This window comes from Microbacterium karelineae, assembly GCF_009745985.1.
In the GTDB taxonomy this organism is placed as follows: Bacteria; Actinomycetota; Actinomycetes; order Actinomycetales; family Microbacteriaceae; genus Microbacterium; species Microbacterium karelineae.
The window spans coordinates 52737-77526 of sequence record NZ_WFIX01000182.1 but is presented as its reverse complement, the minus strand read 5'-3'; the positions used below and the strand labels follow the sequence as shown (position 1 = coordinate 77526).

At 71.1% G+C, this 24790-nt stretch carries 23 protein-coding genes; 19 read left to right on the top strand and 4 right to left on the bottom strand.

Features of this window, described 5'->3' with window-relative positions:
- Position 1: 1 nt before the first annotated feature.
- Positions 2–181 carry a DUF5302 domain-containing protein gene (locus GB932_RS09415; RefSeq protein ID WP_156760441.1) on the bottom strand — a complete coding sequence of 60 codons (180 nt, stop codon included), beginning with the start codon at positions 179–181 and terminating at the stop codon, positions 2–4.
- A 161-nt stretch (positions 182–342) separates the two neighbouring features.
- Here GB932_RS09415 and GB932_RS09410 point away from each other — a divergent pair, with 161 nt between their 5' ends.
- The 3 genes from GB932_RS09410 (at position 343) to GB932_RS09400 (ending at position 5988) form a co-directional block, all read left to right on the top strand.
- Complete coding sequence (locus GB932_RS09410) at positions 343–2331, top strand: GDSL-type esterase/lipase family protein (protein WP_156760440.1); 1989 nt, start codon at positions 343–345, stop codon at positions 2329–2331.
- A 253-nt stretch (positions 2332–2584) separates the two neighbouring features.
- On the top strand, positions 2585–4843 hold the full coding sequence (locus GB932_RS09405) for a polyribonucleotide nucleotidyltransferase (RefSeq protein WP_156760439.1): 2259 nt from the start codon (positions 2585–2587) through the stop codon (positions 4841–4843).
- A 137-nt stretch (positions 4844–4980) separates the two neighbouring features.
- Complete coding sequence (locus GB932_RS09400) at positions 4981–5988, top strand: aldo/keto reductase (protein ID WP_197517411.1); 1008 nt, start codon at positions 4981–4983, stop codon at positions 5986–5988.
- Between the two features lie 37 nt (positions 5989–6025).
- Here GB932_RS09400 and GB932_RS09395 read toward each other — a convergent pair whose 3' ends face one another.
- Positions 6026–7033 (bottom strand): CNNM domain-containing protein, encoded by a 1008-nt coding sequence (locus tag GB932_RS09395; RefSeq protein ID WP_156760437.1) that lies wholly within the window; start codon positions 7031–7033, stop codon positions 6026–6028.
- Entirely contained in the window at positions 7030–8409 is a 1380-nt protein-coding gene (locus tag GB932_RS09390) for a hemolysin family protein (protein WP_156760436.1), read from the bottom strand. The genes GB932_RS09395 and GB932_RS09390 overlap by 4 nt, the downstream gene beginning before the upstream one ends.
- Positions 8410–8682: 273 nt before the next feature.
- On the opposite strand from GB932_RS09390, the gene GB932_RS09385 reads away from it, so the two are divergent.
- From GB932_RS09385 to GB932_RS09375, 3 genes are read left to right on the top strand one after another with little or no spacing between them, the layout of a single operon-like run.
- Positions 8683–9285, top strand: a complete 603-nt coding sequence (locus GB932_RS09385) for a histidine phosphatase family protein (RefSeq protein WP_156760435.1) — start codon at positions 8683–8685, stop codon at positions 9283–9285.
- A gap of 26 nt (positions 9286–9311) precedes the next feature.
- Positions 9312–10115: a 4-hydroxy-tetrahydrodipicolinate reductase gene (gene dapB, locus GB932_RS09380; protein ID WP_156760434.1), complete on the top strand. Its 804-nt coding sequence runs from the start codon at positions 9312–9314 to the stop codon at positions 10113–10115.
- A gap of 2 nt (positions 10116–10117) precedes the next feature.
- On the top strand, positions 10118–10561 hold the full coding sequence (locus GB932_RS09375) for a hypothetical protein (protein WP_156760433.1): 444 nt from the start codon (positions 10118–10120) through the stop codon (positions 10559–10561).
- Positions 10562–10781: 220 nt separating this feature from the next.
- Here the strand turns inward: GB932_RS09375 and GB932_RS09370 are convergent, their stop codons facing one another.
- Positions 10782–11204 (bottom strand): OsmC family peroxiredoxin, encoded by a 423-nt coding sequence (locus GB932_RS09370; protein WP_156760432.1) that lies wholly within the window; start codon positions 11202–11204, stop codon positions 10782–10784.
- Between the two features lie 110 nt (positions 11205–11314).
- Here GB932_RS09370 and GB932_RS09365 point away from each other — a divergent pair, with 110 nt between their 5' ends.
- The 13 genes from GB932_RS09365 (at position 11315) to miaA (ending at position 24790) form a co-directional block, all read left to right on the top strand.
- Positions 11315–12133, top strand: a complete 819-nt coding sequence (locus GB932_RS09365) for a thymidylate synthase (RefSeq protein WP_156760431.1) — start codon at positions 11315–11317, stop codon at positions 12131–12133.
- On the top strand, positions 12093–12641 hold the full coding sequence (locus GB932_RS09360) for a dihydrofolate reductase (RefSeq protein ID WP_231916099.1): 549 nt from the start codon (positions 12093–12095) through the stop codon (positions 12639–12641). The genes GB932_RS09365 and GB932_RS09360 overlap by 41 nt, the downstream gene beginning before the upstream one ends.
- 34 nt (positions 12642–12675) lie before the next feature.
- Positions 12676–13653: a 4-hydroxy-tetrahydrodipicolinate synthase gene (gene dapA, locus GB932_RS09355; protein ID WP_156760430.1), complete on the top strand. Its 978-nt coding sequence runs from the start codon at positions 12676–12678 to the stop codon at positions 13651–13653.
- 33 nt (positions 13654–13686) lie between these two features.
- On the top strand, positions 13687–15363 hold the full coding sequence (locus GB932_RS09350; RefSeq protein ID WP_156760429.1) for a ribonuclease J: 1677 nt from the start codon (positions 13687–13689) through the stop codon (positions 15361–15363).
- 98 nt (positions 15364–15461) lie between these two features.
- A complete protein-coding gene (locus GB932_RS09345) occupies positions 15462–18293 on the top strand; it encodes a DNA translocase FtsK 4TM domain-containing protein (RefSeq protein ID WP_156760428.1) in 2832 nt (943 codons plus the stop codon).
- Between the two features lie 24 nt (positions 18294–18317).
- On the top strand, positions 18318–18893 hold the full coding sequence (pgsA, locus tag GB932_RS09340) for a CDP-diacylglycerol--glycerol-3-phosphate 3-phosphatidyltransferase (protein WP_156760427.1): 576 nt from the start codon (positions 18318–18320) through the stop codon (positions 18891–18893).
- Entirely contained in the window at positions 18890–19405 is a 516-nt protein-coding gene (locus tag GB932_RS09335; protein WP_156760426.1) for a CinA family protein, read from the top strand. Before pgsA ends, GB932_RS09335 begins: the two co-directional genes overlap by 4 nt.
- A gap of 150 nt (positions 19406–19555) precedes the next feature.
- Positions 19556–19867 (top strand): helix-turn-helix domain-containing protein, encoded by a 312-nt coding sequence (locus GB932_RS09330; protein WP_156760425.1) that lies wholly within the window; start codon positions 19556–19558, stop codon positions 19865–19867.
- Between the two features lie 28 nt (positions 19868–19895).
- Entirely contained in the window at positions 19896–20117 is a 222-nt protein-coding gene (locus tag GB932_RS09325; RefSeq protein ID WP_156760424.1) for a DUF3046 domain-containing protein, read from the top strand.
- A gap of 263 nt (positions 20118–20380) precedes the next feature.
- Positions 20381–21442 carry a recombinase RecA gene (recA, locus tag GB932_RS09320; protein WP_156760423.1) on the top strand — a complete coding sequence of 354 codons (1062 nt, stop codon included), beginning with the start codon at positions 20381–20383 and terminating at the stop codon, positions 21440–21442.
- On the top strand, positions 21439–22284 hold the full coding sequence (locus tag GB932_RS09315) for a regulatory protein RecX (RefSeq protein WP_231916098.1): 846 nt from the start codon (positions 21439–21441) through the stop codon (positions 22282–22284). The genes recA and GB932_RS09315 overlap by 4 nt, the downstream gene beginning before the upstream one ends.
- Before the next feature lie 50 nt (positions 22285–22334).
- Positions 22335–23882: a tRNA (N6-isopentenyl adenosine(37)-C2)-methylthiotransferase MiaB gene (gene miaB, locus GB932_RS09310; RefSeq protein ID WP_156760709.1), complete on the top strand. Its 1548-nt coding sequence runs from the start codon at positions 22335–22337 to the stop codon at positions 23880–23882.
- Positions 23879–24790 (top strand): tRNA (adenosine(37)-N6)-dimethylallyltransferase MiaA, encoded by a 912-nt coding sequence (gene miaA / locus GB932_RS09305; RefSeq protein ID WP_231916097.1) that lies wholly within the window; start codon positions 23879–23881, stop codon positions 24788–24790. The genes miaB and miaA overlap by 4 nt, the downstream gene beginning before the upstream one ends.

Sequence of the window (24790 nt, the reverse complement as noted above, 5' to 3'; positions counted from 1 at the left end):
GCTACCCGCTCTTGCGGCGGAACTGCCGCTGCGTGTGGGCGGCGTGGGTCTCGTGGATGGCCGAGTCGCCGTCGAGGTGCGCCGTGCCGTCTCGGCGGTGAGCGTTCTTCTTCTCGAGAGCTTCCCGGAACTTCCGCTTCATCTCGTCGCTGGGGGAGACGTCCTCGTCTGATGCACTCATGGCGCCAGCCTAGACCGCCGTGCCGGAGAGGGGAACGGCGCGTGGCCCGGCGATGAACGCAGGAGGACGCCCGCTGAACACTCGGATGCGGTGCGTGAACATCTCGCGAATCGGGGCCCGTTCCACCGTGCGACCGGGGGTTCCCGCGCGATCCTGTATCCATGCGAGTCGCCATAGTCGCGGAGAGCTTCCTGCCTCACATGAACGGGGTCACGAACTCCGTTCTCCAGGTCGTGCGCCATCTCGAACAGTTGGGCCATGAGACCCTCATCGTCGCGCCCCGCGCACACGGTCAGCCCGCGGACGTCGTCGGCGTGGAGGTCTCATCGGAGACCGCGCTGCTGACCTCCTTCCCGCTGCCGAGCTATCCGGACGTGCGCGTCGCGGTGGCGCCGGTCGCGCAGGTGCGTCGGATCCTCGCGGGATTCCGGCCCGATGTCGTGCACCTCGCCTCGCCCGCCGTGCTGGGGTGGCAGGGGCTGGTCGCGGCCGATGGGCTCGGCGTGCCCACCATCGCCGTGTATCAGACCGACGTCATCGCCTACACGGCGAGGTACGGCGTCCCCGGCGTGGCGGCGATCGCCGAGGCGCATGTCGCCCGGCTGCACCGGCGGGCGACGATGTCGCTCGTGCCGTCGAGCGCGGCGGAGCAGCAGCTCGCGGCCCTCGACGTGGATCGCCTCTGGCGCTGGAGCCGCGGCGTCGACGCCGAGCGATTCTCGCCCGTGCACCGCGACGACGCGTGGCGGCAGGCCGTCGCGCCGGGGGAGCGGATCGTCGGATACGTCGGTCGTCTCGCGCACGAGAAGCAGGTCGAGGACCTGCGGGTGCTCACCGACATCGACGGCGCGCGGCTCGTGATCGTGGGAGACGGCCCCGAGAGGGCGCGCCTCGAGCGCGAGCTGCCGGGGGCGGTTTTCACGGGCTTCCTCGGCGGCGACGACCTCGGCCGCGCCGTCGCGAGCTTCGACGTCTTCGTGCATCCCGGCGAATCCGAGACCTTCTGCCAGACCGTGCAGGAGGCGCTCGCGAGCGGCGTGCCGGTCGTCGCGACCGGCTCGGGCGGCCCGATCGACCTCGTGCGCAGCTCGATCGACGGATGGCTGTACACGCCAGGCGACCTCGACGATATGCGTGCGCGCGTCGTCGACCTCCTGGGTGACGAGGCCAAGCGCCGGTCGTTCGGCGAGGCGGCGCGCGCGAGCGTGCGCGCCCGCACCTGGCGGGCGCTCACGGAGCAGCTGCTCGAGCACTACGCCGAGGCGGTGCGGCTGCGGCGCTTCGACGACAGCCTCATCGTGCGCTCGGCCACGCGGCCCGTCGCGCCCGTCGCCCCCACGACGGCGCCGCGCTGGCGGCGGTTCGTGGCGCTGGGCGACTCACTCACGGAGGGGCTCTGCGACACGTCGCGGCAGCGCTCCGGCCAGTACCGCGGCTGGGCGGACCGCCTCGCGACGATGCTCGCCGAGAGCTCAGGGACCGACTTCCTCTACGCGAACCTCGCCGTGCGCAGCCGCCGCATGCGCGACCTCGCGGCGGATCAGGTGCCGGCGGCCCTCGAGCTGAAGCCCGACCTCGTGTCGGTGTTCATGGGATCCAACGACCTCATCGGTCACGCGGCGGATCCCGTGCGCACGGCGCGCGAGCTCGAGGCGAACGTCGTGCGGTTGCGCGCCTCGGGCGCCGACGTGCTGCTCGTGACGCCCTTCCTCCCGCGCCGGCGCGCCGTGCGGGTGTTCGCGGGGCGCTTCGCGCGATTCGCGCACGAGATGCGCCGGATCGCGCGCGAGACCGGCGCATACCTCGTCGACATCGAGGCGCTGCCCGAGCTGTGCGATGTGTCGATGTTCGCCGACGACAAGGTGCACCTCGCCTCGCGCGGACACCGCCTGCTCTCATACCGCGCGGCCGAGGTCCTCGGGATCCCCGACGCCGAGGCGCTCGGCGATCTCGACGACGCGTTCCACACCGACGACGAGGCGGATCCGGCCCCGTGGCTCACGCATCACGCGCTGCCGTGGGTCTGGCGGCGCCTGCATGGACGCACGGCGGGCGACGGCATGGTCGCGAAGCACAGCGACTACGTCATCGTGCCTGGCCGCAGGCGCGACGGCGAACGTCAGGGCGCCGACGGCGCGCCCGCGGTCTGACGCGGCATCGACCTGACGTCCGATGGGCCGCATCCGGCCCGCACAGGTGCGCGCTGATAGGGTGGAAGCGGATTCTTCGGAGTCCGTCAACTCAACATGATCGCGGAGCAGGCTCTCAGAGGAGCTGGTCCCTAGAAGTGGCTTCCCGGCCGAGGCGCGCCGGTGGGTTTCTCCTGGTGGCCAGCACGAAACTCCTCGCTCCTGCTCCTCACTCACGCCCGCGGTCGCGGGCATGACGCAAAGGAGAGACCTCTTGGAAGGTCCTGAAATCACTGCCGCCGAGGCCGTTCTCGACAACGGCCGCTTCGGCACCCGCACGATCCGCTTCGAGACGGGCCGCCTCGCCCAGCAGTCGCAGGGCGCCGTCGCGGCGTACCTCGACGAGGAGACGATGCTGCTCTCGGCGACGAGCGCCGGCAAGCACCCCCGCGAGGGCTTCGACTTCTTCCCCCTGACGGTCGATGTCGAGGAGCGCTCGTACGCGGCCGGCAAGATCCCCGGCTCGTTCTTCCGCCGCGAGGGCCGCCCGTCGACGGACGCGATCCTCGTCTGCCGCCTCATCGACCGGCCGCTGCGCCCGTCGTTCGTCGGCGGCCTCCGCAACGAGGTCCAGATCGTCGTCACGGTGCTCTCGATCGCGCCGGGCGAGTTCTACGACGCGCTCGCCATCAACGCCGCCAGCGCGTCGACCCAGATCTCGGGTCTCCCGTTCTCGGGCCCGATCGCCGGTGTGCGCCTCGCGCTCATCCCGGGACTCGGCCAGAACGAGGACCAGTGGGTCGCGTTCCCGAACGCCGAGCAGCTCGGCGAGGCCGTCTTCGACCTGATGGTCGCGGGCCGCGTGCTCGAGAACGGCGAGGTCGCGATCATGATGGTCGAGGCCGAGGCCACCGAGCACAGCTGGAACCTCATCCGCGGCGGCGCGACGAAGCCGAACGAGGAGGTCGTCGCCGGCGGCCTCGAGGCGGCCAAGCCCTTCATCAAGCAGCTCGTCGAGGCGCAGGCCGAGATGGCCGCGAAGTCGACGAAGGAGCCGATCGAGTTCCCGACGTTCCCCGCCTACAGCGACGAGGCGTTCGCGTTCGTGCGCGAGGCGGCCCTGGGCGAGCTCGAGAAGATCTACCAGATCGCCGACAAGCAGGAGCGCCAGAATGCCGACGACGAGCTCAAGGCGCGCGTCAAGGCCGAGGTGGCCGAGAAGACCGAGGCTGGTGAGCTGCCCGCGGCTGCCCCCGCCGAGTTCTCCGCCGCATACAAGGGCGTCACGAAGGAGGTCGTGCGCGGCCGGATCCTGCGCGACGGCGCCCGCATCGACGGTCGCGGTCTCGCGGACATCCGCCCGCTCGACGCCGAGGTGCAGGTCATCCCGCGCGTGCACGGATCCGCGATCTTCCAGCGCGGCGAGACGCAGATCATGGGCGTGACGACCCTGAACATGCTCAAGATGGAGCAGCAGATCGACTCGCTGTCGCCCACGACCTCCAAGCGCTACATGCACCACTACAACTTCCCGCCCTACTCGACGGGTGAGACGGGTCGTGTGGGCAGCCCCAAGCGCCGCGAGATCGGCCACGGCTTCCTCGCCGAGCGCGCGCTCGTCCCCGTGCTCCCGACGCGCGAGGAGTTCCCCTACGCGATCCGCCAGGTGTCGGAGGCGCTCGGTTCGAACGGCTCGACGTCGATGGGATCCGTCTGCGCGTCGACGCTGTCGCTCCTGAACGCCGGCGTGCCGCTGCGCGCGCCCGTCGCGGGCATCGCGATGGGCCTCGTGACCGAGGAGGTCGACGGTGAGACCCGCTACGCGGCGCTCACCGACATCCTCGGCGCGGAGGACGCGCTCGGCGACATGGACTTCAAGGTCGCCGGAACGAGCGAGTTCGTCACGGCCCTGCAGCTCGACACGAAGCTCGACGGCATCCCGTCCGAGGTGCTCGCCGGCGCCCTCACGCAGGCGAAGGACGCGCGCCTGCGCATCCTCGAGGTGCTGAACTCGGCGATCGACACGCCCGACGAGATGGCGCCCACGGCGCCGCGCGTCATCAGCGTGCAGATCCCCGTCGACAAGATCGGCGAGCTGATCGGCCCGAAGGGCAAGACGATCAACGGCATCCAGGACGAGACCGGCGCGACGATCTCGATCGAGGACGACGGCACCGTCTACATCGGCGCGACCGACGGCCCGGCGGCCGACGCCGCGCGCGCCCAGGTCAACGCGATCGCCAACCCGACCAACCCCGAGGTCGGCGAGCAGTACCTCGGCACGGCCGTGAACATCGCGAAGTTCGGCGTCTTCGTGTCGCTGCTGCCCGGCAAGGACGGCCTGCTGCACGTCACCGAGCTGCGCAAGCTCAACGGCGGCAAGCGCGTCGAGAACATCGACGACGTCGTCTCGGTCGGCCAGAAGATCCTCGTGAAGATCTCGAAGGTCGACGACCGCGGCAAGCTGTCGCTCGAGCTCGTCCAGGAGGACGCGGCGGAAGAGGTCGCGGAGGAGCAGCCCGTCGAGGCCTGATCCCGAACGATCGCACGAGGGCCCGGACGCTCCCCATGGGGGCGGCCGGGCCCTCGTGCGTGCGATCGTCACGGAATCGTGAGCGTGTTGTCGCCGTCCGGCCACCTCGGCGCGTTTCAATGGACGCCAGGGGGAAGATGATGGAGACCGCAGAACCAGCGTCGTCTTCGGAGGACGCACCGCGAACATCGACGGCCGGGCGCCCGCATCCGTCGGCGCCGCTGCCCGAGGTCGGGCCTCCCGTCGCGCACGGCGCGCGGGTCGCCCTCGGGCGCACGGGGATCGACGTGTTCCCGCTCGGCATCGGCACCGGCGACTTCGGGCGCCTCGCCGAGCCGCGCGCCGCGACCGTCCTTCTCGACCGCTACGCGCAGGCGGGTGGGAACCTCCTGCACGTGAACGATCGGGACGAGCTCGCGGCCGAGCTCGTGGGGGAGTGGATCCGCACGCGCCGCGTGCGCGACGACATCGTCGTCTCGGCGCGCGTCGGTGCGCCGCGGCGGACCGACCGCGGCGCGGTGCCGCTCGCGGAGGGCGTGGCCGACATGCTCGCGCGCATCGGAACGGACCGGATCGACGTCCTGATCATCGATGCCGCGGCGCACGCACCGGGAGGCGCTCAGCTCGAGAAGGCGCTCGCCGACGCCGAGGGCCTCGTCTCGCGCGGGCGCGTCCGCGCCGTCGGGGCGCACGGCGTCGACGCCGCCCAGGTGCTGGAGGCGCGCCTGCTCGCGTCCGCGGGCTACCCGCGGCTCGACGTCCTCGAGGTGCCGTACGGGTTGGGGGATCGCGAGGGCTACGAGCGGGATCTGCGACAGGCCGCGCTCGCCCAGGACCTCGCCGTCCTGCCGGCGCACGCCGTTCCTCGCGGGCTGCTCGCCCGCGATCACTCGACGGCCGGCGGACGCGCGTCGCGCCTGTTCCACTGGCGCGGGCGCCTCGCCCGCGCGCTCGACGCGGTCTCGCACGAGGCCGGGCTGACGCCCGCCGCGACCGCATTCGCCTGGGCCCTCGCCCAGCCCGGTGTCGTCGCGCCCGTCGTCGATGCGTTCGCCGCCCACCAGATCGACGACCTCGCGCCGGCGGCGACCGCGGGCCTCACCCGCGCGCAGGCGACGCGCCTCGATCGCGCGGCCTCGCGATAGGCGCGGCCGCCCGACCGGGGCCGCGCCGGCCCGCGCGTCAGCGTGTGCGCGGAAGCACGTGCGCGAGGATATCGCTCACGGTCACCACGCCGCTCAGGCGGCCGTCCGCCACGAGGACCGCGAGCTGCTCGCCGCTCTCCCTCATCGCCCGCAGCGCTTCGCCTGCCGTGGTGTTCTCAGCGAGCGCGAGCGCGGGTCGAGCGTGCGGTGCGGCCTCAACAGAGGGGGCGTCGAGCAGCGTGTCGCGCACGTGCACGACACGCGTGTCGCGTCGGTCCTCGGCCACGATGAGGATCCGCATGTGCCCGGAGCGTGCGGCGGCGTCCTGCACCTGGGCGATGGAGGCGCCGACGGGAACCGAGGTCGGCGTGCGGTCCGTCGCGACGAGCTCGGCGACGGTCGCCTCCTGCAGATCGAGGATCTCATCGAGCTGCGCGTGGAAGCGCGCGTCGAGGGTGCCCGCCTCGGCCGACTGATCCACGAGCTGTCGGATCGTCTCGGCGTCCTGTCCTCCGACGGCGGCCCGATCCGCTGGCTCGACGCCGCTCGCCGCGACGAGCCGGTTCGCCACGCGGTTGATCCAGACAAGGAGCGGCCGCAGCGCCCATTCCATGGCGCGCGCGGGCAGCGCGATGATCTTCGCGGCGCGCTCCGGGTGGGCGATCGCCCACGACTTCGGGGCCATCTCGCCCACGACGAGATGCAGGAGGGTGACGAGGAGCAGCGCGATCGCGAACGCGAGGGCATCCGCCAGCCAATCGGGGAGGCCGGCGGCCGCGAGGGGGATGGCGAGCCAGGCATCGACAGCCGGCTTCGTGACGGCGCCGAGCGCGAAGGTGCAGACCGTGATGCCGAGCTGGGCGACGGCGAGCATCATCGTGAGCTCGTTCATGCCGCGGAGCGCGGCGCGCGCCGCGGCGCTCGTCGCCGCCTCCTGTTCGAGGCGAGGGCGTCGGGCGCCGAGCAGCGCGAACTCGATCACCACGAAGAAGGCGCTGGCGGCGATGAGGAGCAGCGTGACGGGCAGGACGATCGCGGCGTTCATGCGCCCTCCTCCTTCTCCTCGCCGGGGGTCTCGACGAGGCGGACCCTCAGCGCGCTGGGCACGTGGTTCTCGACCTCGATGACCTCGACGTCGAGGGACCGGCGCACGGCATCGTCGGCGACGAGGTCGACGGCGTCGCTCGGCAGGTCGATGACGACGCGCTCTCCGGGTTCGGGAAAAGACCCGCGGGCCGCGATCACCAGACCGGCGAGCGTCTCGAAGTCGCCGTCCGGCAGCGGGTGGTCGACGGTGCGGCGCACCTCGTCGAGGTGGAGGTCGCCGTCCATGAGCCAGGCACCGTCGCCGAGCGCGATGGACTCCTCCTGCCGCTTCGTGTCGTGCTCGTCCGTCAGCTCGCCGACCAGCTCCTCGGCCAGATCCTCGGTTGTGAGGATGCCGGCGAAGCCGCCGTATTCGTCGATGACACAGGCGAGCTGCTGCCTCTCGGCCGTGAGCCGCGCGAGTGCGTCGGGCAGCGGCATCAGCTCGGGGACGACGAGCGGCCCGCGCATGATGCTCGAGGCGGGATCCGCGCCGCGTGCCGGGTCGAGGCGCAGCACGGCGGCCATGTCGATGACGCCGACGGGCATGTCGTCGGCGTCCACCACGGGGTAGCGTGTGTGCCCGGTCGCCATCATGCGGCGGACCTCGTCCGCCGGAGCGTCAGCGCGGACTGTGTCGACGCGCGAGCGCGGCACCATGGCGTGGGCGACATCCTGGTCGGGGAAGTCGATGACGCGGTCGATGAGCAGGGAGAGCTCCTCGGGCAGGTGGCCGCTCTCGCGGGAGTCGGCGACGGCGCGCCGCAGCTCCTCCGGTGAGGCGCTCGGGGCGATGTCGTGCACGGGTTCGATGCGCAGCAGGCGCAGCAGGCCGTTTGCGGCGGTGTCGAAGACGGCGATGAGCCACCCGAAGACGGTCAGGTAGACGAGCGTCGACCGCGCGAGGCCTCGCGCGAGCGGCTCGGGGCTCGCGATCGCGAGGTTCTTGGGGTAGAGCTCCCCGAAGATCATCTGCACGATCGTCGCGAGCGCGAGCGCGCCGACGGTGCCGATCGTGATGCTGAGGCCCGCCGGGATGCCGGCGCCGCCGAGGAGGGTGCCGATGGCCTCGCCGATGAGCGGCTCCGCGACGTACCCGACGAGCAGTCCCGTGACGGTGATGCCGAGCTGGGCCCCCGAGAGCATGAACGACGTGCGCCGCGTCACCTGCAGCGCGCGTCGCGCGGGCGCGTCCCCCGACTCCGCGAGGGCGCGCAGCCGCGACCGGTCGACGGACATGTAGGCGAACTCCTGCGCCACGAAGTATCCATTGGCCGCGATGATCGCGAGGACGGCGACGATGCCGACGAGGAGAAGGAGAACGGCGGCGATCATGTCGGCACCACCTCGCCGACCTCGAGTGCCGCGACGATCCGCCGGCGGCTTTCATGATGATCTCGTCGGGCCGGGCCTGGGCTCGCGTGCGAGTCCATCGTCAGCTGTCACGCTCCGTTTCGGGTGAGGTGGTGGAAGCATCATGCTAGCCGAACGCGCCCCCGCGAGATGCGCCGCGCCCGCGGCGGCGGGCGAGTGGCATATAGGGTGGTATGGCGACGGCGCACGCGCGCTCCGCCCTGCATTGAGACGACTCCGACGAAGCGAACGGCTGTGACGCACTACATCTACCTCGTACGCCACGGTGAGCATCAGCATGCGGAGCATGGGCTGGAGGACGGCCCGCTGTCACCGCGCGGTGTGCGCCAGGCGGCCCTGCTCGCCGACCGGCTGTCCGGCGTCCCCTTCGAGACGGTGTGGCATTCGCCCCTCGTCCGCGCGACGGAGACAGCGCGGATCCTGGCGGAGCGGATGCCGGCGATCGACCCGCAGCCGCATGCGCTGCTGTTCGACTGCGTGCCGACGGGCATGACGGAGGAGACCCCTGCCGTGTTCGAGCCGTTCTTCGGCGGCATCAGCGACGAGGAGATCGAGGCCGGCCAGGCTCAGATGGCCGATGCGATCGGCGAGTTCCTCGTGCGCAAGACGGGGGATGTGCACGAGATGCTCATCACCCACAACTTCGTCATCTCGTGGTTCGTCCGCGAGATCCTCGGGGCCGAGGAATGGCGGTGGATGACGCTCAACCAGGCCAACTGCGGCCTGACGATCCTCGCCCAGAAGCAGGGGCGCCCCTGGAACCTCGTCAGCCACAACGACGTCGCGCACCTGCCGTTCGAGCTGCGCACGGGCCTGCCCGAGGTTCCGCCGGTCTGACCGCCCGCGATCCGTAGGATGGATCCATGACACTCGTGGCACTCGCCGGCGGCACCGGCAAGCTCGGCAGCATCATCCGCGCGGTCGTCGAGGAGCAGCCCGGCTTCGAGGTGCACGCGGTCCTCACCTCGTCGAGCGACCTCAGCGAGATCGAGGGCGCCGACCTCGTCGTCGATGCGACGCACCCGCAGGCGAGCGACGCGGTCGTCCGCGCGGCGATCGAGCGCGGCATCGACGTGCTCGTAGGCACCAGCGGGTGGTCGGCCGAGCGCATCGCGCGCGTGCGCCCGCTCGTCGAGGCGGCGGGAACGGGCGCGGTGTTCGTCCCGAACTTCTCACTCGGATCCGTTCTGGGGTCCGCCATCGCGGCGGCCGCCGGCCGCTTCTTCCCCTTCGCGGAGATCGTCGAGGCGCACCGCGACACGAAGGTCGACTCTCCGAGCGGCACGGCCGTCAGGACGGCCGAGCTCATCTCCGCCGCGCGCGACACCCCGGTCGAGGCGCCGCACGTGGATCAGCGCGCGCGCGGACAGCAGGTCGCGGCGATCCCCGTGCACTCGCTGCGGCGGCCCGGCGTCGTCGCGCAGCAGCAGACGATCCTCTCCGGACCCGGCGAGACGCTCTCGATCGTGCACGACACGACGGATCCCGCCGCGGCCTACGCGCCGGGCATCCGCCTCGCGCTCGAGGGGGCGACCCGCACGACGGGCGTGGTCGTGGGGCTCGAGAACTTCATCGACATCGGGATCGGCACCCCGCGGCAGGCGCCGACGAAGCCGGTCGATGACGGCGGGGTCACGGGGCAGGTCGCCCGCGTCACGAGCGGCTGACCGTGGGAACACGCATCGGGGTCGCCGTCATGGCGGCCGTCTTCGCCCTGTACATCTGGCTGCTCGGCGGCCGTGCCATCGCGCTCATCGGGACGGGCGACGCCATCGCGGTCGTGATGGGATCCGCGATGATCGTCTTCCCGATCATCGGGGCGTGGGCGCTCGGCCGCGAGCTGTGGTTCGGCTGGCGGGCCGATCGCCTCGCGCGGCGCCTCGAGCGCGACGGGCTCCTGCCCGACGATGAGGTCGAGCTCACTCCTTCGGGCCGCGTCGTCCGCAGCGACGCCGACGCCGCGTTCCCCGCGTACCGCGCGGCGGTCGAGTCGGCGCCGGACGACTGGCGCGCATGGTTCCGGCTCAGCGTCGCCTACGACGCCGCGGGGGACCGCCGGCGCGCCCGCCACGCGGCGCGCACGGCGATCCGCCTGGAGCGCCGCACGGCCTGAGGCCTTCGTATGACGCGAATCGACCGGTCGCCGCGGGGCAACCGGTCGATTCGCGTCATATGGACGGGGTTGGCGGCTCGATCCGGCGGACGGCGGAGCCGGATCCGCCCATTGGGGCGACTGAATCGAGTCGCCCCTCTGGCGGCTCGATCCGGCGGACGGCGGAGCCGGATCCGCCCATTGGGGCGACTGAATCGAGTCGCCCCTTTGGCGGCTCGATTCAGCTGAGCGTCGCCTCGATGGTGATGTCGATGCCGGCGAGCGCCTGCGAGATCGGGCAGCCCGACTTCGCCGACTCGGCGATCTCCTCGAACTGCTCCTCGGTGATGCCCGGCACCGTGGCCGCGACGTTGAGGTGACTGCCCGTGACGCCCGTCCCGGGGACGAACGTGACGGAGGCCGTCGTGCGGATCTTCTCTGCGGTCGCACCGGCCTGCGCGAGCGCGTTCGAGAGAGCCATGTTGAAGCACGAGGAGTGCGCCGAGGCGATGAGCTCCTCGGGGGTGGTCGTCGACTCCGCCCCTTCGCTGCGTGCCTTCCAGTCGACGGGGAAGGTGCCGATGCCCGAGGCGGGCGTCACGGATCCGGATCCCTCGAACAGGGTTCCCGACCAGACGGCGGTGGCTTCGCTGGTGACCGACATGTGTGATTCCTCCGGGTCGATGAGCGCGGGTCGCGGCCAGCCTAGCGACCGCGCGGCGCGCGCGGAACGGATTCCTCCGCGACGCGCCGCCGCGGGCATACCCTGGAGGCATGGCGACCGCGACCCCGACCCCGATTCCCACACCGTATGAGGACCTCCTCCGCGATGTGCTCGCGAACGGCACCCGCAAGTCGGACCGCACGGGGACCGGCACGACGAGCGCCTTCGGTCGCCAGATCCGCTTCGATCTCGCCGACGGATTCCCCCTCATCACGACCAAGAAGGTGCATTTCAAGTCGATCGCGCTCGAGCTGCTGTGGTTCCTGCGCGGCGACTCGAACGTGCGCTGGCTGCAGGAGCGCGGCGTGACGATCTGGGACGAGTGGGCCGACGAGAACGGCGACCTCGGCCCGGTGTACGGCGTGCAGTGGCGGTCGTGGCCGACGCCCGACGGCGGCCACATCGACCAGATCGCGGGGGTGCTCGAGCAGCTGCGGTCGACGCCGGACTCCCGGCGCATGATCGTCTCCGCGTGGAACCCGGCCGAGGTGTCGAACATGGCGCTGCCGCCGTGCCATGCGATGTTCCAGTTCTATGTGGCCGATGGTCGGCTCAGCTGCCAGCTGTATCAGCGCAGCGCCGACCTGTTCCTCGGGGTGCCGTTCAACATCGCGAGCTACGCCATGCTGACGATGATGATGGCGCAGCAGGCGGGGCTCGAGCCGGGCGAGTTCGTCTGGACGGGCGGCGACTGCCACATCTACGACAACCACCGCGAGCAGGTCGACGAGCAGCTCTCGCGCGCGCCGCTGCCGTACCCGACGCTCGAGATCCGCCGCGCGGCGAGCATCTTCGACTACGACTACGACGATCTCTCCCTCGTCGGCTATGAGCACCACCCGGCGATCCGCGGCGCCGTCGCGGTCTGATCCGATGACGCTGCGGGCGATCTGGGCGCAGGCGCGCGGCCGCGTGCTGGGCGCGGACGGCGGCATGCCGTGGAACGTGCCGGAGGACATGGCGCACTTCCAGCGCGCGACGATGGGGGATCCCGTCGTCATGGGCCGCCGCACGTGGGAGTCGTTCCCGCCGCGATTCCGGCCGCTCCCGGGCCGCGACAACATCGTGGTCACGCGCGAGCCCGGCTATGCGGCCGAGGGCGCGACGGTCGTCGGATCCCTCGAGGAGGGGATCGCGCGCGCGCGGGAGAGCGGCGATGCCTGGGTCATCGGCGGCGGCCAGATCTACCGGCAGGCGATGGGCGCGCTCGACGAGCTGTGGGTGACGGAGATCGACGTCGCCGCCGACGGTGACACGACGGCCCCCGAGATCGACGACGGGTGGCGCGTGGTGCGTTGCGACCCCGACGATCCCTCCGCGTGGCACACGAGCCGCACCGGGGCCCCGTATCGCTTCCTCGTGTGGCGCCGGGCGTGACGTTCCCCCAGGCTCACGCGCTAGCCTGGTGTGCATGACGCACCCCGCCAACCCGTTCGGTCAGGTCCTCGTCGCCCTCGTCACCCCGATGACGGCCGACGGCGAAGTCGACTGGACCGCGACGGAGAAGCACATCGAGGACGTCATCTCGGCGGGCGCCGACGGCATCGTCGTCACGGGCACGACGGGAGAGACGTCGACCCTCACCGACCCCGAGAAGCTCAAGCTCGTCGAGGTCGGCAAGAGCGTGTCCGCGGGGCGCGCGAAGATCATCACGGGCGGCGGATCCAATGAGACCGCGCACGCGATCGAGCTGTATCAGAAGAGCGAGAAGCTGGGCGCCGACGGCATCATGATCGTCACGCCGTACTACAACAAGCCGACGCAGGCGGGCATCCTCACGCACTTCCGGCTCATCGCCGATTCGACCGACCTGCCGGTCATCCTCTACGACATCCCCGGCCGCACGGGTGTGCCGATCCGGTACGAGACGTTCCTGCGGCTGGCGAAGCACCCGAACATCCTCGCCGTGAAGGACGCCAAGGGCGACTTCAGCGAGGTCAGCCGTGTGCTCAACCAGACCGACCTGCTGTACTTCTCGGGCGATGACGCGAACGCGCTGCCCGCCATGTCCATCGGCGCCTCGGGCCTCATCGGCGTCACGGCGAACATCGCCGCCGGTCCTTATCGAACCATCGTCGACGCGGTCAACCGCGGCGACCTCGCAACCGCCACCGAGCAGCACAAGAAGCTCGAGCCCCTGGTGCGTGCCGTGATGACGCACGTCCCGGGCACGGTCTCCGCCAAGTACATCCTCCACGGCCTCGGCCGCATCTCGAGCCCCCGCGTGCGTCTTCCGCTCGTCGGGCCCGAGGAATGGGAGGCCGCCATCATCGAGGACGAACTCGCCCTCGTGGACGGCGTGGACGGCGTGGACTTCTCGAACTTCCGCCCCGACCGCAACGCGGCCGCGGGCGGCGCGCTCCCCAAGGTGCCTGGCACCACTCGGTGACGCTCACCCTGCGCGAACGCGCGGAAAGGCACAATGTCCACCCCTGTCTTCGATCCCCCTGAACTCGAGTCCGGCGCCCTGCGCTTCACGCCCCTCGGCGGCCTCGGCGAGGTCGGCCGCAACATGGCCATGTACGAGTTCGGCGGCAAGATCCTCATCATCGACTGCGGTGTGCTCTTCCCGGAGGAGCACCAGCCCGGAGTCGACCTCATCCTGCCCGACATGGAGCCGCTCCGCGGCCGCCTCGGCGACGTCGTCGGGCTCGTCCTCACGCACGGCCATGAGGACCACATCGGCGCCGTCCCGTACCTCCTGAAGCTGCGGGAGGACATCCCGATCTACGGCTCGAAGCTGACGCTCGCGCTCGTGACGGCGAAGCTCAAAGAGCACCGGATCACGCCGCAGACCCACCTCGTGCGCGAGGGCGAGACGGTCGATGTGGGGCCGTTCGGCCTCGAGTTCGTCGCGGTGAACCACTCGATCCCCGACGCGCTCGCGATCGCGATCCGCACGGAGGCCGGCCTCGTCCTCCACACGGGCGACTTCAAGATGGATCAGCTGCCTCTCGATGGCCGCCTCACGGACCTGCGCGCGTTCGCGCGCCTCGGCGAGGAGGGCATCGACCTGTTCATGGTCGACTCGACGAACGCCGATGTGCCGGGCTTCACCCCGACGGAGCGCCAGATCGGGCCCGTCCTCGAGCAGGTCATGTCGAAGACGACGGGCCGGGTGATCGTCGCGAGCTTCTCGAGCCACGTGCACCGCGTGCAGCAGGTGATCGACGCGGCGCACGCCAACGGCCGGCGCGTCGCGCTCCTCGGCCGCTCGATGGTGCGCAACATGACGATCGCGCAGCAGCTCGGCTACCTCGACGTGCCGCAGGGCGCGCTCGTCGACTACAAGAAGTCGGGCGACATCCCCGACAGCGAGATCGTCTACATGTCGACCGGCTCGCAGGGCGAGCCGATGGCCGTGCTCAGCCGGATGGCGAACCTCGACCACGCGATCGAGCCGGGTGAGGGCGACACCGTCATCCTCGCCTCGAGCCTCATCCCCGGCAACGAGAACGCCGTCTACCGCGTCATCGACGGGCTCACGAAGCTCGGTGCGAACGTCGTGCACAAGGCCAACGCGAAGGTCCACGTCTCGGGCCACGCTGCGGCGGGCGAGCTGCTGTACTGCTACAACATCCTGAAGCCGAAGAACGTCATCCCCGTGCACGGCGAGTACCGCCACCTCGCTGCCAATGCGAAGATCGCGCAGGATTCGGGGATCCCGGAGTCGCGCACCTTCCTCGCGGAGAACGGCACCTCGATCGACCTCAAGGACGGCGAGGCGTGGGTGTCGGGGCAGGTCGACATCGGGTTCGTGTACGTCGACGGCTCGACAGTGGGCGCCATCACCGACGCCGACCTCAAGGATCGTCGCGTGCTCAGCGAGGAGGGCTTCGTCTCGGTCATCGTCGTCGTCGACGCCCACACGGGCAAGATCGTCACGGGGCCCGAGATCCACGCCCGCGGCTTCGCCGAGGACGACACGGTCTTCGACAAGATCAAGCCGAAGATCGTCGCGGCCCTCGAAGAGGCGGCCGCGAAGGGCGTGCGCGACAATCACGCGCTCTCGCAGACGATCCGCCGCACGATCGGCCGGTGGGTCGGTCAGCGCCTGCGGCGCCGCCCGATGATCGTCCCGCTCGTCATCGAGGCGTAGCGGACCCCCGGCGCGGCCCGGGCGGTTCCCCCAGGGAAACGCCCGGGCCGTGCGCGTCCTCCCGCGGAATGTCAGGGGTTCGACGTACCGTGGATCCCATGGCACGCTCGTCCACTGCGCCCAAGAAATCCGGGCAGAACGCCTCGCGCGCCTCCTCGAAGGGGGCGGCGAAGAAGGCCGCGCCCGCGCCCCGGAACCACATCGACGATCCCGACCGTCCGGCGGTGCCGGTGCGGGCCTGGAACGGCGTCGCTCACGCCGTGGGCGGCCTCTTCCGCGCCTTCGGATCCGAGACCCTCGAGCGCGACGATCGCCGCGACGGTTTCCCGCTGCTGCTCGTGCTGCTCGCGATCGCGGGAGCCGTCGTCGAATGGTTCTTCATCGGCGACGAGATCGCTGCGCAGATCAGCGCCTACACGTTCGGCCTGCTCATCGGCCGCACGGCGTTCGTGTTCCCCGTGCTCCTGCTCTTCCTCGCCGGCTGGCTGTTCCGCCATCCCGCGTCGGTCAACGACAACGGGCGCGTCGGCATCGGCTTCGCCCTCTTCACGGTGTCGGTCGCCGGCATCTGCCACCTCGCGCTCGGCCGACCTGCCCCGGCGGAGGGCATGCCCGCGCTCAGCGAGGCCGGTGGCCTGTTCGGCTGGATGATCGGCGAGCCGCTCGGCATGCTCATCACTCCGATCGGCGGCTACGTCGCCCTCGCGGTGCTCGTGGCGCTGAGCCTGCTCATCATCACGAAGACGCCCCCGAACCGCATCGGCCGCCGCCTCGGCGACCTGTACGCCTGGATGTTCGACGCCGAGCCGCCGAGCGAGGCGCGCGCGAGCGCCGACGCGCCGACCGAGGTCATCGACGAGAAGCCGGCGCGCGGCCGCAGGGGCCGCCGCAGGAAGGCCGCCGACGCCGAGCTGTTCGACGGCGCCGACGAGCTGCCGTGGTGGCGGCGCAACGCCTCCGGTCGCGAGGAGGACGTCGAGGCCGTCACGGATCCGCAGCAGCTCACCGATCTGCTCGGCGAGCAGACGGATCGCGGCTACGACCGCGCCGTCGTCGACATCGAGCCCGACACGGCGCCCGCGCCCGTGCACTCCCCACCCGCTGCGCCCGCCGACCAGGCGACGCAGGTGCTGAACGACCCGGCGCTGCAGAGCCTGCGCGAGTCGGCCGCCGACAGCGAGTCGAGCTTCGGCCTCATGGGCGATGACGACGCCGACGACGGCGAGATCGGGGGCATCTCGGGCTTCGGAACCGACGGGCCCGGCGCGCGCGGCCCGCAGCCGCCCGAGGCGCCCTACGCGCTTCCATCGCCTGCGACGCTCGCCGCCGGCCCCCCGGCGGTCGTCAGCTCCGACGCGAACGACCGCATGGTCGCGCAGATCGAGAACGTGTTCGCCGAGTTCAAGGTCAACGCGAAGGTCACCGGCTTCTCCCGCGGGCCGACCGTGACGCAGTACGAGGTCGAGCTCGGGCCCGGTGTCAAGGTCGAGAAGATCACGCAGCTGTCGAACAACATCTCGTACGCCGTGGCGTCGAACGACGTGCGCATCCTCGCGCCGATCCCGGGCAAGAGCGCGATCGGCATCGAGATCCCGAACGTCGACCGTGAGACGGTCGCGCTCGGCGACATCCTGCGCTCGCCCGCGGCCCAGAAGTCGACGCACCCCCTGACCATCGGCGTCGGCAAGGACGTCTCCGGCGGCTTCGTCGTGGCGAACCTCGCGAAGATGCCCCACCTGCTCGTCGCCGGATCGACGGGCTCCGGCAAGTCGAGCTTCGTGAACTCGATGATCACGAGCCTGCTCATGCACGCGAAGCCGAGCGAGGTGCGCATGGTGCTCGTCGACCCGAAGCGCGTCGAGCTGACGAGCTATGCGGGGGTCCCGCACCTCATCACGCCGATCATCACGAACCCGAAGAAGGCGGCCGAGGCGCTGCAGTGGGTCGTGAAGGAGATGGACATGCGGTACGACGACCTCGCGTCGTTCGGCTTCCGCCACATCGACGACTTCAATCGCGCGGTCGTGAACGACGAGATCCAGCTGCCGGTCGGGTCCGAGCGCGTGCTCAAGCCGTACCCGTACCTGCTGGTGGTCGTCGACGAGCTCGCCGACCTCATGATGGTGGCGCCGCGCGACGTCGAGGACTCGATCGTCCGCATCACGCAGCTCGCGCGCGCCTCGGGCATCCACCTCGTCCTCGCGACCCAGCGCCCGTCCGTCGACGTCGTCACCGGCCTCATCAAGGCGAACGTGCCGTCGCGACTCGCCTTCGCCGTCACGAGCGTGACCGACTCGCGCGTCATCCTCGACGGCCCCGGCGCCGACAAGCTGATCGGACAGGGCGACGCCCTGTTCTCGCCCATGGGCTCGTCGAAGCCCTTCCGCCTTCAGGGCGCGTGGGTCACAGAAGACGAGATCGACTCGGTCGTGAAGCACGTCACCGGTCAGGCGCGCCCCGAGTACCGCTCGGACGTCGCGGAGGCGATCGACGCGCCGAAGAAGGAGATCGACGAAGACATCGGAGACGACCTCGAGGTCCTGCTCGCGGCGACCGAGCTCATCGTCTCGAGCCAGTTCGGCTCGACCTCGATGCTGCAGCGCAAGCTGCGCGTCGGCTTCGCGAAGGCGGGCCGCCTCATGGACCTGCTCGAGTCGCGAGAGATCGTCGGCCCCTCCGAGGGCTCGAAGGCGCGCGACGTGCTCGTGACGCCCGAGCAGCTCCCGACCGTGCTCGCGAAGCTGAAGGGGCAGGAGCCGCCGGCGGCGACCGCTGCCCAGGCCGACGTCGAGGCGCCGTCCACGGGGGCCTCCGCGCCCGTTCCCGACGATCGCTACGACACGGATCCCATCGAGGCGCAGTTCGAGGGCCTCCCTGTCGTCGACGAGTCCGAGAGCGAAGACGCCTGGGGGCTGACGGGGCGCGACTGACGCTCCGCCTGCGAGACTGGGGACATGGCGATCCATCCTCAGCTGCCGAACGCAATCACCGTCGCGCGCATCCCGCTCGCGATCGTGTTCTTCGTGCTGCTCCTCATCGGCGGTTCGTTCGGGGATCCCCACCTCGGCGTGCGGCTCGCGGCCGCGATCCTGTTCATCCTCGCGATCTCGACCGACTGGGTCGACGGCTATCTCGCGCGCCGCTTCGAGATCGTGAGCGACTTCGGCAAGCTGTGGGATCCGATCGCCGACAAGCTGCTCACGGGGGCCGCCTTCGTGGGCCTCGCGATCCTCGGCGAGGTGTCGTGGTGGATGGTCGTCGTCATCCTCGTCCGCGAATGGGGCATCACGGTGCACCGCCTCATCATGCGCAAGGAGCACGTCGTGGCGGCCGCCTGGATGGGCAAGGCCAAGACCGCGTTCCAGGGCGTCGCGCTCGCATGGGCGCTGCTGCCGGTGCACGTCGTGGTCGGCTTCACGCCGTGGGTCGTGGTCACCGCGGTGTGCATGTGGATCGTCGTGATCCTCACGATCGCGAGCGGCATCGACTACGTGCTGGCGCAGGTGCGCGGCGCGCGGAGCGGCCGGTGACGGCGCCCGCGCCCCGCGCGGGCGAGCTGCTCGACGAGCTGGGGCGGCGCGGCTGGAGCATCGGCACCGCCGAGTCGCTGACGGGCGGGCTCGTCGCCGCCGCGATCGTCGACGTGCCGGGGGCCTCGGCGAGCATGCGCGGGGGAGTCGTCGCGTACGACACCCGTGTCAAGCGCTCCCTCCTCGGCGTCGACGCGGCCCTCCTCGCCGCGCACGGTCCGGTGCACCCCGATGTCGCGCTCCAGATGGCGCGCGGTGCGCGCCGCGCGCTGGCCGTCGATGGTGCGGACGCCGACGTCGGGTTGGCGACCACGGGCGTCGCGGGGCCCGACCAGCAGGGCGGCATCGTGGTCGGGACGGTGTGCGTCGCGGTGTCGACGCCGGATGGAGATCGCGTCGAGACCGCCGCCTTCGACGGCGATCGCGACGCCATCCGGCGGGCGGCCGTGGCGGCCGTCCTCGACCTCGCGGTCGCGGCGATCCGCACGGCGGATCGCGGCGGCGGGGAATAGCGAGGCTGTGAGGGATGTTTCACCGATGTCATCATTACCTGATTCGCGCCGCGGGCCCGCGTTCGGGCAGTAGCCTGGTGTGAACAGGATGTGCGGGCCCCGAGCCCGCACGACGCTTCGAGGAACGCGAGAGACGAGGGAGGGGCCGCCATGATCCTGGTACGTCAAGAGATCGGCGACGTGCTTCGCGATTTCCGACTGCAGCGAGGTCAGACCCTGCGCCAGGTCGCCAGCAGGGCGAGCGTGGCGCTCGGGTACCTCAGCGAGGTCGAGCGAGGTCAGAAAGAGGTCTCGAGCGAGATCCTCGCCGCCGTCACGGAGGCGCTGGAGGTTCCGATCTCCGTCGTGATGCGCCGAGTCGGCGACCGTCTCGCGGTGATCGAGGGGATCGACGACGCCTTCCCGGATGTCGTTCCCGACGACCTGGTCGCCGAGGTCGAGCCCGAGCTGTCCCTGCAGTGAGCGCTGCCGCCGCGATGAGCCGCGTCGAGTGAGGCGCAGCGAGCTGTTGCGCGCGATCGACGACCAGTTCGGCGCGCGCGCGAACTGGATCCTGCACGACCTCCTCCTGCCGACGATCGATCGCACGACGACCGATGCGCTCGAGGCGGGCATCCCGCCGCGCGAGATCTGGGCCGCCCTCTGCGAGGAGACCGATCTCCCCGCCGCGGCCCGGTACGGCGTCGGCCTGCGCGATCCGCGACGCGACTGACGGTTCGTCGGCCGTTCGAACCTCTCTCCGTTCTCGGCGCGTCGCGTTCGAAGATCTGTTCTAGCGGGCGTAGGCTCGTCCCCAACGTGGGTCTCGCACGAGTTCTCCACATTCCGGCGACCACCGGCTTCGTTTGTCAGTGGTGCTCCGTAACGTGACGAACGGCGGCAGACGCCACGCGCCCTGTCGAAGAATCCGTCCACCTGAGTCGGGTCACGACAGCCTATGGGCGGCGGTACACGAGCAGACGAAGGAGAGCCATCATGGCAGCAGCGGCAGATCGCGACAAGGTCCTCGAGACGGCACTTGCGCAGATCGATCGGCAGTTCGGCAAGGGCGCGGTCATGCGCCTCGGCAGCGAGGAGCGCGCGCCGGTCGAGGTCATCCCCACGGGGTCGATCGCCCTCGACGTCGCCCTCGGCATCGGCGGCCTCCCGCGCGGCCGCGTCGTCGAGATCTACGGTCCCGAGTCGTCGGGTAAGACGACCCTCACGCTCCATGCCATCGCCAACGCGCAGGCGGCCGGCGGCATCGCCGCCTTCGTCGACGCGGAGCACGCGCTCGACCCCGAGTACGCGAAGAGCCTGGGCGTCGACATCGACTCGCTCCTCGTCTCGCAGCCCGACACGGGCGAGCAGGCGCTCGAGATCGCCGACATGCTCATCCGCTCGGGCGCGATCGACCTCGTCGTCATCGACTCGGTTGCGGCGCTCGTGCCGCGCGCCGAGATCGAGGGCGAGATGGGCGACGCGCACGTCGGCCTGCAGGCACGCCTCATGTCGCAGGCGCTCCGGAAGATCACGGGTGGTCTCAGCCAGACGAAGACCACGGCGATCTTCATCAACCAGCTGCGCGAGAAGGTCGGCGTGTTCTTCGGCTCGCCCGAGACCACGGCAGGCGGCAAGGCCCTCAAGTTCTACGCCTCGGTGCGCCTCGACATCCGCCGCATCGAGACGATGAAGGACGGCGCCGACGCGGTCGGCAACCGCACCCGCGTGAAGGTCGTCAAGAACAAGATGGCGCCGCCGTTCAAGCAGGCAGAGTTCGACATCCTGTACGGCACCGGCATCTCGCGCGAGGGCTCGCTGATCGACTTCGGCGTCGAGCACGGCATCGTCCGGAAGTCGGGCTCGTGGTACACGTACGACGGCGACCAGCTGGGCCAGGGCAAGGAGAACGCGCGCCGCTTCCTCATCGAGAACGCCGACGTCGCGCTCGAGATCGAGACCAAGATCAAGATCAAGCTCGGCATCCTCGACGACCCGGATGCGGTCGTGGAGGTCGAGGCACCGGTCGACGACATCGCGGCGCGCCGCACGGCGTGAGCACCGACATGGCAGGGCAGAACCTCGGGGGCGAGCATCTCGCCCCCGTGGTCCCGCTGTTCGGCGGGGAGGCACCGGACGCGCCGGTCAGGCGCGACACCTCGGCGGGCGCGACCGGCGCGGCGGACCCGGCCGGCGAGATCGACGGGTGGCACACGACGTGGCGCGGCGGCGCCGGCGGGCCGTCCGCCCGGGGCGGCGCGTCGCCGATGGGCACCGCGCCGCCCCTCGGTGCCGCGCCGCCCCTCGGTGCCGCGGGCGCCGAGGGCTCGGCCGCCCGCCCCGGCGGCAGCGCCGGGGCGAGAGGCGCGGCGGGGCCCGGGGATGGCGGGGAATCCGACGGCGACGCGGAGGCCGCTGAGGCGACCTCGCGCGCTGAGGCGCGCCTGACGCGCGCCCTGGCGACCCGTTCGCTGTCGGAGCGCGAGGCTCGCGACCGGCTGCGACGCGACGGCGTCCCCCCGCACGACGTCGACGACATCGTCGACCGGCTCACGCGCGTCGGCGCGATCGACGACGACCGGCTCGCCGAGCAGCTCGTCTACGCGGCCGTCACCCGCAAGAACCAGGGGCGGCGCGCGATCGGGCAGAGCCTCTCCCAGCGGGGCGTGGCGCGCGAGGCGATCGACGCGGCGCTCGCCGAGCTCCCCGACGACGACCACGAGCGCGCCCTCGAGTTCGCGCGCTCCAAGGCGCCCGCGCTCGTGCGCCACGACCACGACACGGCGCTGCGCCGCCTCATCGGCCAGCTGTCGCGCCGCGGCTACGGCGGCTCTCTCGCCATGAGCGTCGCGAACCAGGCGCTCGACGAGGCGCGGGGCGGCGGCGTGCGCTTCCGATAGAGGGTCCTCACACCCCCGGTGCCCGCGCGGAAAGTAGAATCGTCCTCGTGATCACCACGCCCTCCAGCGCTCCGACGCTCATCGAGCCCTCGCCCGCAGCTGTCGACGCCGCGGGCCGCGCCCGCTCGTACGAGGTGCGCACCTTCGGCTGTCAGATGAACGTGCACGACTCCGAGCGGCTGTCCGGCTCGCTCGAGAGCGCCGGCTACGTCCCCGCGGCCGACGGGGAGGACGCCGACGTCGTCATCATCAACACGTGCGCCGTGCGCGAGAACGCGGCCGGCAAGCTCTACGGCACGCTCGGCCACCTGAAGTCGAAGAAGGCCGAGCGCGACGGCATGCAGATCGCGGTCGGCGGCTGCCTCGCCCAGATGGACAAGGACGCGGTCGTCGAGAAGGCGCCGTGGGTCGACGTCGTCTTCGGAACCCACAACATGGGGTCGCTCCCGCAGCTGCTCGAGCGGTCGCGGCACAACGACGAGGCGGAGCTCGAGATCCTCGAGTCGCTCGAGGTGTTCCCGTCGACGCTCCCGACGAAGCGCGACTCGCACCACTCGGGCTGGGTGTCGATCTCGGTCGGATGCAACAACACGTGCACCTTCTGCATCGTGCCGAGCCTGCGCGGCAAGGAGAAGGACCGGCGTCCCGGCGACATCCTCGAGGAGATCAGGCTCCTCACCGACGACGGGGCGATCGAGGTCACGCTGCTCGGCCAGAACGTGAACACCTACGGCGTGGAGTTCGGCGACCGCGAGGCGTTCAGCAAGCTGCTGCGCGCCTGCGGCGAGATCGACGGCCTCGAGCGCGTGCGCTTCACGAGCCCGCACCCGGCGGCCTTCACCGACGATGTGATCGACGCGATGGCCGAGACGCCGAACGTCATGCCGCAGCTCCACATGCCGCTGCAGTCCGGCAGCGACAAGGTGCTCAAGGACATGCGCCGCTCCTATCGCTCGAAGAGGTTCCTCGGAATCCTCGACCGCGTGCGAGAGAAGATCCCGCAGGCCGCGATCACGACGGACATCATCGTCGGATTCCCCGGTGAGACCGACGACGACTTCGAGGACACCCTGCGCGTCGTCGAGCAGGCGCGCTTCTCGAGCGCCTTCACCTTCCAGTATTCGATCCGCGAGGGCACACCCGCCGCGACGATGCCGAACCAGGTGCCGAAGCACGTCGTGCAGGAACGCTACGACCGCCTCATCGCCCTGCAGCAGCGCATCACCCTCGAAGAGAACGAGAAGCAGCTGGGGCGCACCCTCGACGTGCTCGTCTCCACGGGTGAGGGCAAGAAGGACGCCGCGACCCACCGCCTGACCGGCCGCGCCGAGGACAACCGCCTCGTGCACTTCGAGGTGCCGGACGGATCCGACCTCCCGCGCCCGGGCGACGTCGTCACCGTCACGGTCACACACGCGGCGCCGTCCCACCTCCTCGCCGACAGCACCGATGGCGCGCCGCTGCGCGTGCGCCGCACGCGCGCGGGCGACGCATACGACCGGGCGCAGGCCGCCTCGTGCGCCGTCCCGGCATCCGGGAGCCCGGCCGCCGGCGGCGCGGTCACGCTCGGGCTGCCGACGATCCGCGCCGGGGCGTGAGCCTCCTCCCTCCAGACGTCGCCGGCACCGCGAGCGCGCCGGGGCTGTGGGCGGTCGTCGGCGCGACGGGAACGGGCAAGAGCGAGCTCTCGCTCGACCTCGCCGAGGCCCTCGACGCATCCGGCACGCCCGCCGAGATCGTGAACGCCGACGCGATGCAGCTGTACCGCGGCATGGACATCGGCACGGCCAAGCTCGCGCCGCACGAGCGGCGCGGCATCCCGCACCACCTGTTCGACGTCCTCGACATCACCCAGGAAGCGGCCGTCGCCGCCTACCAATCGGCCGCGCGCAGCGCGATCGACGACGCGATCGCGCGCGGACGCCATGCGATCCTCGTCGGGGGATCCGGCCTGTACGTCTCGAGCGTGCTCTTCGACTTCCGGTTCCCGCCCCGCGACGACGCCCTCCGCGCCCGCCTCGAGGCACGCCTCGAGAGCGAGGGAGCGGGCGCGCTGTACGACGAGCTGCGGCACAGGGACCCCGCGACGGCAGACAGGGTGGATCCGCGCAACACGCGCCGCGTCGTCCGCGCCCTCGAGGTGATCGAGCAGGGCAGGGACGGGCACGGAGCCGCTCTGCCCGATGCGCCGACGCCGTGGCGGGCGTCGACGATCCTCGGCCTGCGGACCGAGCGCCCCGTCCTCGTCGACAGGCTCGACCGCCGCGTCGAGCGCATGTGGCGGCAGGGCATGCTCGCCGAGACCGCGGCGCTTCGCGATCTCGGTCTGGAGCGAGGGAAGACCGCGAGCCGCGCGATCGGCTACGCGCAGGCGCTCGCACAGCTGTCCGGGGAGAGCACCGAGGCCGAGGCGATCGCCGAGACGCAGTCCCTCACCCGGCGGTACGCGCGCCGCCAGGTCGGCTGGTTCCGCCGCTACGAACGGGTTCGCTGGATCGACACGTGA